Source organism: Mesorhizobium sp. M7A.F.Ca.US.006.01.1.1, from assembly GCF_003997935.1.
GTDB lineage: Bacteria > Pseudomonadota > Alphaproteobacteria > Rhizobiales > Rhizobiaceae > Mesorhizobium.
The window spans coordinates 1-12,024 of the sequence record NZ_RZQL01000215.1 but is presented as its reverse complement, the minus strand read 5'-3'; the positions used below and the strand labels follow the sequence as shown (position 1 = coordinate 12,024).

Below are 12,024 nucleotides of genomic sequence, written 5' to 3'. Positions count from 1 at the left end.
GATGCCGGCGGCGTCGATGCGATCCGCCGTGCACTTGTCCTGCTCGCCGATCATGAACTGAATGCGTCGACCTTCGCCGCGCGCGTCGCAGCCTCGACCGGCGCGCCGCTGGCCGCTTGCCTGCTCGCTGGGCTCGCGACGCTATCGGGACCACGTCATGGCGGCGCCGGCGAGGCGGTGATGCAACTGGCCGAGGATGCGGCGCGACATGGCACCGATGCGACGATCCGGCGCTGGCTCAGCCATGACCGGCCGCTGCCGGGGTTCGGTCATCAGCTCTATCCCGACGGCGATCCCCGAGGGGCAGCGCTTCTGTCGGTGATCGAGGTTGACGGCACACTATCGTCGCTGCGCGACGCTGCCTTTGCGGCGACCGGCGCGCTTCCCAACATCGACTTTGGGCTGGCCGCGCTGACGCGCAGCCTTGGCTTGCCGCGCGATGCACCGTTTCGCCTGTTTGCGCTCGCACGCAGTGTCGGCTGGGCGGCGCACACGGTCGAACAGATAACAAGCGGAAGCATCATCAGGCCGCGCGGCCGCTATGAGGGCGCGCTGGCGTAAGGTCGCAAGAGCAATAAGCTCAGGACATCGTGTCGAGCTTGCGCTGCATGGCCGCGATCTGGTCCTTCAGTTCCTGAAGATCGTCGGGTTTTTCTGACGTTTCCTTCCTGGCCGGCTCGGGCGACGGCGCGGCGGCTGGCGCGGTGCCGGCGGGCGGGAACGGCGTGAACAACCGCATCGCGTTCTGGAACATTTCCATGTTGCGGCGTGTCTGTTCCTCCAGCGCCTTGATCGGCGTGGTGATCTTCATCATGTCGAGCGGCGACTTGCCGATCGCCCCCTTCATCTGCTCGCGAAAACGCTCCTGCTCCTTGGAAAAGGCAAGCATCGACTGCTCGAGGAAGCTCGGCACGATCATCTGCATCTGGTCGCCGTAATAGGCGATGAGCTGGCGCAGGAACGGGATCGGCAGCATGTTCTGCCCGTCCTTGTTCTCCAGTTCGAAGATGATCTGGGTCAGCACCGGATGCGTGATGTCATCGCCGGTCTTGGCGTCCTGGACGGTGAACTCTTCGCCCTTCTTGACCATCTCGGCGAGGTCCTCGAGCGTCACATAGGTGCTGGTGCCGGTGTTGTAGAGGCGGCGATTGGCGTATTTCTTGATGATGATCGGATCGTCTTTAGCGGCCATCTACATCCTCCCGGGGACACCGGCGCGCCTCTGAGCAAGCCGCCGATAACGATTGTGCCTTTTTTTTGAGGATATGCGCAAAAGCTTCACAATTCCAAGCAGTTTGTGCAGTGCGGGATCACTAAATGCTGCATAGCAGGCAAAATATGCTGCGCAGCAATGGACGAATGGCCGCCATGGCAAGGCACGGCCTGCTTGCGGCGCATGGGCCTCATGCCCATTTCCGGTTTGACTTGGGGTTGGGAAAGGGCAAGAAAAGTCCCCAACGACAGAGCAACACCCTTGAAGTCTGGAGAAGAAAATGTCCGCTTCCATCGTCATTGCCAGTGCGGCGCGCACACCGGTCGGCTCCTTCAACGGCGCCTTCGCCGCCACCCCGGCGCATGAGCTCGGCGCCGTCGTCATCAGGGAATTGCTGTCGCGTGCCGGTGTCGAACCAGGCGAGGTCGATGAGGTCATCCTCGGCCAGGTGCTGACCGCCGCGCAAGGCCAGAACCCGGCCCGCCAGGCATCGATCAATGCCGGCCTGCCCAAGGAAACCACAGCCTGGGGCCTCAATCAGGTTTGCGGCTCGGGCCTGCGCGCCATTGCGCTCGGCATGCAGCAGATCGCCACCGGCGACGCCAAGGTGATCATCGCCGGCGGCCAGGAATCGATGTCGCTTTCGACGCATGCCCAGCACCTGCGCGCCGGCGTCAAGATGGGCGACTTCAAGCTGATCGACACCATGATCAAGGATGGGCTGTGGGATGCCTTCAACGGCTATCACATGGGCAACACCGCCGAAAACGTCGCGCGTCAGTTCCAGATCACCCGCGAAGACCAGGACCAGTTCGCGCTCGCCTCGCAGAACAAGGCCGAGGCCGCGCAGAAGGCCGGCAAGTTCAAGGACGAGATCGTCGCCGTCACCATCAAGGGCAAGAAGGGCGACACCATTGTCGACCAGGACGAATATATCCGCCACGGCGCCACGATCGACGCCATGACCAAGCTGAAGCCGGCCTTCGACAAGGACGGCACCGTGACCGCCGCCAATGCATCCGGCATCAATGACGGCGCCGCCGGCGCGCTGCTGATGAGCGAAGCGGAAGCCGTGAGACGCGGCATCACCCCGCTGGCGCGCATCGTGTCCTGGGCGACCGCCGGCGTCGATCCGCAGATCATGGGCACCGGGCCTATTCCCGCCTCGCGCAAGGCCTTGGAAAAGGCCGGCTGGTCGGTCGGCGATCTCGACCTGGTCGAGGCCAACGAAGCCTTCGCCGCGCAGGCCTGTGCCGTCAACAAGGACATGGGCTGGGATCCCTCGATCGTCAACGTCAATGGCGGCGCCATCGCCATCGGCCATCCGATCGGTGCGTCCGGCGCCCGCGTCTTCAACACGCTGGTCTTCGAAATGCGCCGGCGCGGCGTCAAGAAGGGGCTGGCCACCCTGTGCATCGGCGGCGGCATGGGCGTCGCCATGTGCATCGAAGCACTCTGAAGAAAGTCACTAAACGGGCGGCGCGAGCCGCCCGTTTAGTATCCAGTGCCTGCCAAGCCCGACAACAGGGCGATATCAAAAAAGGGGAAATGCATGACCAAGGTAGCAATCGTCACAGGTGGATCGCGCGGCATCGGCGCGGCGATCTCGATCGCATTGAAGACCGTCGGCTATTCGGTTGCGGCGAACTATGCCGGCAATGACGCCGCAGCGGCGAAATTCAAGGCCGAGACCGGCATTCCCGTCTACAAATGGTCGGTCGCCGACTATGATGCCTGCGCCGCCGGCATCCGCCAAGTCGAGGCCGATCTCGGCCCCGTCTCGGTGCTGGTCAACAATGCCGGCATCACCCGCGACGCCATGTTCCACAAGATCACGCGCGAGCAGTGGAAAGAGGTCATCGACACCAACCTGTCCGGCGTCTTCAACATGACGCATCCGCTGTGGAGCGGCATGCGCGACCGCAAGTTCGGCCGTGTCATCACCATCTCCTCGATCAACGGCCAGAAGGGCCAGGCCGGCCAGGTCAACTATTCCGCTGCCAAGGCCGGCGATATCGGCTTCAGCAAAGCTCTCGCTCAGGAGGGGGCTCGCGCCGGCATCACCGTCAACGTCATCTGTCCCGGCTACATCGCCACCGAGATGGTCAAGGCGATCGACGAGAAGGTGCTCAACGAGCGCATCATTCCGCAGATCCCTGTTGGCCGCCTCGGCGAGCCCGAAGAAATCGCGCGCTGCGTCGTCTTCCTCGCATCCGAAGATGCCGGCTTCATCACCGGTTCGACCATCACGGCCAATGGCGGCCAGTATTTCGCCTGACGACGCGGCGGTGTAGGCGGAGAGATCGACGGGCCGGCACACCGGCCTGTTTTTCGTTGGCGGCATGGTCCCTTCGAAGGCACCACAACGGCTGCTGACCCAATCCGGCACGCAGAGGTTAACAGCCGCCGGCCGCCCTGTGCAAAACCTGCTCCCAAGCCTGTGTATTCTCGGTGGATAAGCTGTTCACAACACAAGATATCGGGGTGAACAAAGCGGGAAAATTCCGCCATCGCTGATTCGTCGCCGATTCGTTCCGGCTTTGAGCTGAACGTTAACGACGACAGCCGGAATCGCCTGCCAATTGCTTAACGCAGATTAAGAAAGATCAACAATTTCATAATCTTGGTCGAGGCACGCCAAGCCGCCGTGATCGTTCATCGGCAAAGGTTAACGGCAATGCCCTCTCAGCATGAAACGGGCCAGTTCAGTGATTCAGCATGTGGTGCGTGTCGTGGCCGCGAAATCCACATGTAGCCGTGAACAAAAGCTGAATCTGCGGGAGTCACTGATTCGTCGCCGATTCGTTCCAGACTCGTTCTATCCGTTAATCCGCAGCCGATTGAAAGCTTGACAAAATCACCTTCTGGCCGCTGGCGGAACATTCCGCTTTCGCTTCGCGCCCGAAATCCCTATGTGTCGCCTGTCATACGCGCCATTTGAGGCACGCTCCCGACAACCAGAGGCCAGAAGCCTTATTTCCAGGTCCCGGAAGCCTTATTCTAGGTTGATGAACATCCAGCCCAAACACACAGAGCCGCTGATCCTGTCGGGCCGCGACGTGACCGCCGTGCTCGGCCCGACCAACACCGGCAAGACCCATCTCGCCATCGAGCGCATGGTGGCGCATGAGAGTGGGATTATCGGCCTGCCGCTCAGGCTTCTGGCGCGCGAGGTCTACGCCCGCGTCTGCGAAAAGGTCGGCGCCCACAAGGTCGCGCTGATCACCGGCGAGGAAAAGATCCAGCCGCCGGGCGCCAGATATTCGGTCTGCACCGTCGAGGCCATGCCGCGCGAGACCGACGCCGCCTTTGTCGCCATCGACGAAGTGCAGCTCGCCGGCGACCTCGAGCGCGGCCACATCTTCACCGACCGCATCCTGCACCTGCGCGGCCGCCAGGAAACGCTGCTGCTGGGTGCCGCCACCATGCACGGTATCCTGCAGCGCCTGCTGAGGGGTGTCTCGGTGGTGACGCGGCCGAGGCTGTCGCATCTTGCCTATGCCGGCTCCAAGAAGCTGACCCGCCTGCCGCGGCGCACGGCAATCGTCGCCTTCTCCGCCGACGAGGTCTACGCCATCGCCGAGCTGATCCGCCGCCAGCAAGGCGGTGCCGCCGTCGTGCTCGGCGCGCTCTCGCCGCGCACCCGTAACGCCCAGGTGGCGCTGTTCCAGTCCGGCGATGTCGACTACCTCATCGCCACCGATGCCATCGGCATGGGTCTCAACCTCGACCTCGACCACGTCGCCTTCGCCCAGAACCGCAAGTTCGACGGCTTCCAGTATCGCAACCTGACGGCGGCCGAGCTTGGCCAGATCGCCGGCCGCGCCGGCCGGCATCTGCGCGACGGCACGTTCGGCGTCACCGGCCAGGTCGACCCGCTGGACGAAGAGCTGATCAAGAAGATCGAAGGCCACGACTTCGATCCGGTGAAGGTGCTGCAATGGCGCACCGCGCATTTCGACTTCGCCAGCCTCGATGCGCTGAAGCGTTCGATCGAAACCAACGCCCCGGTCGAGGGGCTGACGCGGGCATTGCCTGCCGTCGACGCGCAGGCGCTCGAGCATCTGTCGCGCGACGAGGACATCCGCGCACTCACCACCAATGCCAAGCGCGTGGCGCTGCTGTGGGAAGCGTGCGCCCTGCCCGACTACCGCAGGATCGCGCCGGCCCAGCATGCCGACCTCATTGCCTCGATCTACACGGACCTCGCACGCCACGGCCATGTCGACGAGAATTACATGGCCGAGCAGGTGCGTCGCGCCGACACCACCGAGGGCGACATTGACACGCTGTCGCATCGCATTGCCCAGATCCGCACCTGGACATTCGTGTCGAACCGGCCCGGCTGGCTGGCCGATCAGGCACACTGGCAGGAAAAGACGCGCGAAATCGAAGACAGATTGTCGGATGCGCTGCATGAGCGGTTGACGAAACGCTTCGTAGACCGCAGGACTTCCGTCCTCATGCGGCGCCTTAGAGAAAATACCATGCCTGAAGCCGAAATTAGTCCTACCGGAACCGTCCTTGTCGAAGGCCACCATGTCGGCGAGCTGCAAGGGTTCCGCTTCACCGCCGACCAGACCGCCGGCGGCGAAGACGCCAAGGCGGTGCGCACCGCTGCCCAGAAGGCGCTGGCCGCCGAGTTCGAATCGCGCGCCGAACGCTTCGGCGCCTCGGCCAATGGCGACATCGCGCTCGGCTCGGACGGCACGCTGCGCTGGATCGGTGCGCCGATCGGCACCCTTGTATCAGGCGAAGACGCGCTGAAGCCGCGGCTGGTGCTGCTGGCCGACGAACAACTGACCGGCCCGGCGCGCGACAAGGTCGCCGCGCGTGCCGAGCGTTTCGTCAATTTCCAGATCGAGTCGCTGCTGAAGCCGCTGGTCGACTTGAAAAGCGCCGACCAGATTTCCGGCATCGGCCGTGGCATCGCCTTCCAGCTGGTTGAGAATTTCGGCCTCATCAACCGACGCGACATCGCCGAGGAGATGAAGTCGCTCGACAGGAAGGCCGCGCCGCCCTTCGCCGGCTTGGCGTGCGCTTCGGCGCCTACCATGTCTTCGTGCCGGCGCTGATCAAGCCGGCGCCTGCCGGACTGGTGACGCTGCTGTGGGCGCTGAAGAATGACGGCAAGGACAAGCCGGGTTTTGGCGACGTGGTCCATGCGCTCGCCTCGGGTCGCACCTCGGTGGTCATCGACCCGGCCTTCGACAAGACCTTCTACAAGCTTGCCGGCTACCGCAATCTCGGCCGCCGCGCCGTGCGCATCGACATCCTGGAACGGTTGGCGGATCTGATCCGTCCGGCGACCAACTGGAAGCCCGGCCTCGGCCAGCGCCCGGACGGCGCCTATGACGGCCAGTCCTTCATGGTGACGCCGCCGATGATGTCGATCCTCGGCGCCACCGCCGACGACATGGAAGAGATCCTCAAAGGATTGGGCTACCGTGCCGAGCCCAAGCCGGCCGTCGAGGTCAAGGCGCGGCTCGAAGCACAGGACAATGCCGCGCGCGAAGCGGCGATGGCGAAGCTTGCGGCGGAAGAGGCTGCACGAGCCGAGCAGGCCAAAGCGGCCGAAGCCACGGCAACGGATGCCGCGGCAGAGGCAGCCGTCGAAGGGTCGGAGCCGGCATCGGACGCAGTGGCCGTTTCGGAAACGGCGGCCGAAATCACATCCGGCGCCGCGGCGGAACCTGCTGCGCCTGCCGTGGAAGAACAAGCGGACGCTTCGGTCGAAACCATGCAAGATGAAGCGCCTGTTGCCGAGGCTGCTGTTGAACCGGCACCGGTTGAACCACAGGCGGAGACTGAAGCTGCGGAGACTGAAGCCGCAGCGGCAGAAGAAGCTGCACCGGCCGAGCTGGTGTCAAATGCCGCGCCCGCAACGGACGCCGCGCCGGACGATCCTGCGGCGGTGACTGAAGCAGCTGTCGGCGAACCCGCGCCGGAAGCCGAAGCGCCAAAACCCGTCCTGTTGTGGCGGCAGGGTCGTTTCGAACAGCGCCCGCGCAACCGCGACGACAGCCGCAGGAACAGTCGCCCGCGCAACGGACAAGCACGCGGCCGAAGCGATGCACCCGTGGATACCGCCGGCGCACCGGCCGCTGCTGCACCCGGAGAACGTCCAGCCCATGAAGGACGGCGCGATGCTGCCGGCAAGCCGCGCTTCGACCGCTCGAAGTTCAAACCCAAGCCGCAGGCCGAAGGCGAACAGCGACGTGACGGCAGGCCGCAAGGCGAGCGTCCCGACCGCCGCGAGGGCCGTCCCGACTGGAAGGCCGGCAGGCCGGATGGCAAGGGGGGTCCCGATCGAGGCCCAGGGGGCGGCAAGCCTGCCTTCCAGCCGAAGCCGCGCGAGGAGCGCCCGGTGCGTTTCGATCCGGATTCGCCCTTCGCCAAGCTCGCTGCCTTGCGCGACCAGTTGAAGAAGTAGAACCCGGCTCGCTTCGATGGTTGCCGAAGGCCGCCAGCGCATCGACAAATGGCTGTTCTTCTCGCGCGCCGTGAAATCACGCTCGCTGGCGGCAAAGCTGGTCGTCGCCGGCCGGGTTCGCATCAATCGCGACAAAGCAGCGCAGGCCTCCGATCAGGTCAAGCCAGGCGACGTCCTGACCATCACGCTCGAGCGGCGCATCTTCATCTGGAAGGTGCTCGGCGCCGGTACGCGACGCGGCCCGGCCGAGGAGGCCCGCACGCTCTACGAGGATATGTCGCCACCGCCCGCACCGAAGGGCGAAGCCCCTCCCGATGCAATTCCGGGGCTGCGCGAGGCCGGCAGCGGCCGCCCGACCAAGAAGGAACGTCGCCAGACCGACCGCTTGCTTGGCGAAGATTGATGCCCGGCGTCCAAAAACACGCGAGGGTCTTTGGACAACGACACGCCTGAGGCGAGAACTGAGCCCCGCAAACAGACGCTCTGCGGGACATGACTGACATCCGCCGGGCCTGCCGTCTGGAATTCCATTCCGGAAACACCGGCACCGTCCGCAATGGCTACCCTTGCAAGCGGTCGACAAAGGCGTTACCTGACGGAAAAAGCCCAACAAAATGGGACGTCCCGGAGCCGACCGATGACCTATGTCGTGACCGACAATTGCATCAAATGCAAATACATGGACTGCATCGAAGTCTGTCCGGTCGACTGTTTCTACGAAGGCGAGAACATGCTCGTCATCCATCCCGACGAATGTATCGACTGCGGCGTTTGCGAGCCGGAATGCCCGGCCGACGCGATCAAGCCCGACACCGAACCCGGCCTCGACAAATGGCTGCAGGTCAACACCGAATATGCCGAGAAATGGCCCAACATCACCGCCAAGAAGGAACCGCCGGCCGACGCCAAATCCTTCGACGGCGAGGCCGGCAAATTCGAGAAATACTTCTCGGCGGAGCCGGGCGAAGGCGATTGACAACACGGCCGCCAAGGTCGGTATTACGCAAGGTAAGAGACATCTCGGATTAACCGGCTTGACAGGCGGCGCTGACCTGTGGCCTTCGCTTGTGCAGCAAAACCTTGATTCTTCCGACTTTTTGTGTTACATCAGCGAAACATGCCGGTGACACAACGTCGATTTATGGCGCAGACGCCCCAAATCACTGAAAGGTGAAAATCCCATTCGGACCAGAGCGATCTGGGCCAGGCGGTCGCAATGTTGCGGTTTGCCGGTCCGGCTTTTCCGATGGGTTCATCTGTTGTGCGGCTAACGATCGGTTTCCCCGATCGCGCGAGTTCGGGCCGGCAGGACGCCGGTACCACAACAAGGAGTTCAGGGCGTAATGGCAACGATCACCCCGCAGAAGAAGTCCACCGCTGCGCGTCACGGTTTCAAGACCGGCGAGTACATCGTCTATCCGGCGCACGGCGTCGGCCAGATCGTCTCGATCGACGAGCAGGAAGTTGCTGGACACAAGCTGGAACTGTTCGTCATCGACTTCTCGAAGGACAAGATGCGCCTGAAGGTGCCGGTCGCCAAGGCGACCTCCATCGGCATGCGCAAGCTGTCGGAAGAGGATTATGTCGAGCGTGCGCTGAAAGTCGTGCAGGGCCGCGCCCGCGTCAAGCGCACCATGTGGTCGCGCCGCGCCCAGGAATATGATGCGAAGATCAATTCGGGCGACCTGATCTCGATCTCGGAAGTCGTGCGCGACCTCTACCGTGCCGACAACCAGCCGGAGCAGTCCTATTCCGAGCGCCAGCTCTACGAGGCGGCGCTCGACCGCATGGCCCGCGAGATCGCGGCCGTCAACCGCATGTCGGAAACCGAAGCCGTGCGCTTGATCGAGGTCAACCTCAACAAGGGCCCCAAGCGTGGCGCCAAGGCCGACAATGAAGAGGCCGAGCAGGAAGAAGCTGCCTGATCTTTCTCGCCTTAATTCGAGAAATCCTGCCTGAAACGATTGGAGGCTCCGGTTTGACCGGGGCCTCTTTTGCTTTCGGGCGGCAGCTTCGATGTTGGTGGTGCACTGCGCATCGGCGTGCTGCATCGCGGCTTGCCGGCGCGCCGAGCCGTCGAGCACGCGCATTCGTTTAACGTGTGTCGCCACTTGCCGCCTTGCCGCCAAAGCAGACCGCAGCAATGGTTTCGCGCAATTCCTCGTCGGCGATCGGCTTGTGCAGGATACGGCTACCGCTGGCGCTGATCTCCTTGAGGCGCGCCGGCGACGTATCGCCAGTGATGATGATGGTCGGGACAACGCGGCCGATGTGGGCGTGAAGCGCACGGATCGCGTCGGTGCCGGTGGTGTCATTCTCGAGGCGGTAGTCTGCGATAATCAGGTCGACCGGCGCATCGCCGGCAGCCAGCGCCGCCGCATGGGCCTTCTGCGTCTCTGCGGCGGAGCGGCCGGGATAGACACGATGTCCCTCCAGGCCGAGCAAGCGCACCATGGCATCGAGAACATCGCCCTCGTCCTCGATCACCATGATGCCAGCGGCACTGCTGGCCGGCGATGTCGTGTCGACCGCTAAGTGAGCTTGCACCGCGCGAGCCTTCGCGACGGTGATGGAAAACAGGGAACCGCGTCCGGGCGTCGACACCAATTTCAGGGGGTGCCCCAACAGTTCGGCGGTGCGGCGAACGATGGCGAGCCCGAGTCCCAGGCCTTGCGTGCGGTCCCGCGCCGGGTTCTGCAACTGCACGAACTCTTCGAAGACCATCCCCTGCTGATCGGCCGGGATGCCGGGGCCGCTGTCGAGGACCTGTATTTCCACACATGCGCCGCGCCGGCGACAGCCCAGCAGGACACCACCTTGCTTGGTGTAGCGAAGGGCATTCGACACCAGGTTGTTGAGGATACGCTTCAGCATCATCGGGTCGCTGTCGACGTAGAGACCACTGTCGACCACGCGCCACGTAAGTCCGCGCTGTTTCGCCTCGGCGGCGAATTCATTGCGAAGATCACCAAAGAGGTCGTGCAGCGGCACCGCCTCGCTCGCGACCGTGACGATGCCCGCATCGAGCCGGGAGATATCGAGCAGAGCGTTGAGCAGCCCACTGAAGTTGCTGACAACCGATTTCGCCCGGCTGGCCAGGTCGCGCGCCTCGCCGGCGGGTACGTCGCCGCGCTGCCCCAATATGGCAAGCGTCGAGACCAGCAGGCTGAGCGCATGGATCGGTTGGCGCAGATCGTGACTCGCCGCTGCCAGAAAACGCGTCTTGGCTCGGTCGGCGGTCTGCGCCCTGTCGCGTTCCTCTTGCAGGTGCTCGACCAGCGTTTCGTTCTCCAGTCGCAGGCTGACGGTTTCGCGCAGCATGCGGTAGGTGATACGGCAGTAGTAGAAATTGATCGCCACCAGCGATACGAGCAGGAACAGGAAGGCGCCGGAAATATCGCTTTGGGTGGTCAAGCAGCGCAAGGCGACCGGCACCACCGTGGCCAGGATGGAACCAACCAGCGCCGGCGGAAAGGCCGACAGCGACGGTACCGTGCCGCAGACGAGACCAGTCAGGACGATGACCGTGAAGGATAGCACGATCGGCGCCTCGGGCATGAAGCCGACCCAGCCAAGCACACCCCACAGACGGCCCGACATACAGGAAAACGCCGTGGCCAGCCATGCCCAGCGCAAGATCGAGTCGCGATCCCTGGAGCGGCTGAAAAAACGGCGCGACGCCAGCACCCGGATAGCCGTCAGCAGATACAACGTCGCCAGCCAGCCGATCAGCCAATTGGCGGAAACGGCCATTCTCAGCACATAGACCGCCGCCATCGAGATCACGATGTTGGAGATGACCACGCCGTAGGAATTGCGATACAGGAGTTCGATCAGGGCCTGGCGTATCTTGTCTTCCTGCATCGAATCCCTCCAATTGCCCCAAGTATTCTCCGGGCGGTCTTCCCCGGTACCGTTGATCTACCGGCAACCTGTTTCGCATAGGTTGGCGATCGATCCATATACGCCGCTGCTGTCCTGGATGGTGCCCTGATGAACCGCCCGCTCACCGCCATAGTCGCCGACGACCATGCCATCGTGCGCGAGGGGCTGAAGCTGCTCATCTCGGCGATGGACAATGTCTCGGTCGTCGCCGAGGCTGCGGATGGCGAGGCGCTGCTTGGCCATCTGCGAAGCACGCGCGCCGACCTTTTGATCCTCGACCTCGGCATGCCAGGTGTCGCCGGGATGCAGTTCATCGCCACCATCAGGATCTTGGCGCCACGCCTGCGGATCGTAGTGCTGACGGCCAATATCGAGCCGAGGACGGTGCGCGCCGCGCTCAGTGCCGGCGCCAACGCCTACCTGACCAAGGACGGCGATCCCGAGGAACTCGGCGCTGCCATCGAAGCGGTCAAGAACGGAGGCACCTATCTGG

At 63.7% G+C, this 12,024-nt stretch carries 9 protein-coding genes and 1 pseudogene; 8 read left to right on the top strand and 2 right to left on the bottom strand.

Translation table 11 applies throughout. The features are described 5' to 3' along the window. The coding region (locus EN943_RS28465) for a citrate/2-methylcitrate synthase (RefSeq protein ID WP_281060862.1) at window positions 1-561 on the top strand (561 nt) is incomplete at its 5' end. A 19-nt stretch (window positions 562-580) separates the two neighbouring features. Here EN943_RS28465 and phaR read toward each other — a convergent pair. Further along, a complete protein-coding gene (phaR, locus tag EN943_RS28460) occupies window positions 581-1,192 on the bottom strand; it encodes a polyhydroxyalkanoate synthesis repressor PhaR (RefSeq protein WP_027037157.1) in 612 nt (203 codons plus the stop codon). A gap of 301 nt (window positions 1,193-1,493) precedes the next feature. Here phaR and EN943_RS28455 point away from each other — a divergent pair, with 301 nt between their 5' ends. From EN943_RS28455 to EN943_RS28430, 6 genes and pseudogenes are all read left to right on the top strand, one after another. Continuing rightward, the gene (locus EN943_RS28455) at window positions 1,494-2,672 is read left to right on the top strand and encodes an acetyl-CoA C-acetyltransferase (RefSeq protein ID WP_127415533.1); all 1,179 of its coding nucleotides are present in this window, start codon (window positions 1,494-1,496) and stop codon (window positions 2,670-2,672) included. 93 nt (window positions 2,673-2,765) lie between these two features. Further along, complete coding sequence (gene phbB / locus EN943_RS28450) at window positions 2,766-3,491, top strand: acetoacetyl-CoA reductase (RefSeq protein WP_027037159.1); 726 nt, start codon at window positions 2,766-2,768, stop codon at window positions 3,489-3,491. 730 nt (window positions 3,492-4,221) lie between these two features. After that, window positions 4,222-7,646: pseudogene (locus tag EN943_RS28445) on the top strand (helicase-related protein). Window positions 7,647-7,662: 16 nt separating this feature from the next. Further along, window positions 7,663-8,049, top strand: coding sequence for an RNA-binding S4 domain-containing protein (locus EN943_RS28440; RefSeq protein WP_127297242.1), 387 nt, complete (start codon window positions 7,663-7,665; stop codon window positions 8,047-8,049). A gap of 234 nt (window positions 8,050-8,283) precedes the next feature. Next, window positions 8,284-8,622 carry a ferredoxin FdxA gene (gene fdxA / locus EN943_RS28435; RefSeq protein ID WP_013529180.1) on the top strand — a complete coding sequence of 113 codons (339 nt, stop codon included), beginning with the start codon at window positions 8,284-8,286 and terminating at the stop codon, window positions 8,620-8,622. Window positions 8,623-8,989: 367 nt separating this feature from the next. Further along, window positions 8,990-9,571, top strand: a complete 582-nt coding sequence (locus EN943_RS28430) for a CarD family transcriptional regulator (protein WP_013529179.1) — start codon at window positions 8,990-8,992, stop codon at window positions 9,569-9,571. A gap of 169 nt (window positions 9,572-9,740) precedes the next feature. On the opposite strand, the gene EN943_RS28425 is transcribed toward EN943_RS28430, so the two are convergent. Continuing rightward, on the bottom strand, window positions 9,741-11,510 hold the full coding sequence (locus EN943_RS28425) for an ATP-binding protein (RefSeq protein ID WP_127415532.1): 1,770 nt from the start codon (window positions 11,508-11,510) through the stop codon (window positions 9,741-9,743). A 129-nt stretch (window positions 11,511-11,639) separates the two neighbouring features. Here EN943_RS28425 and EN943_RS28420 point away from each other — a divergent pair. After that, a partial coding sequence (locus tag EN943_RS28420; protein WP_164778422.1) for a response regulator transcription factor occupies window positions 11,640-12,024 on the top strand: 385 nt, incomplete at its 3' end.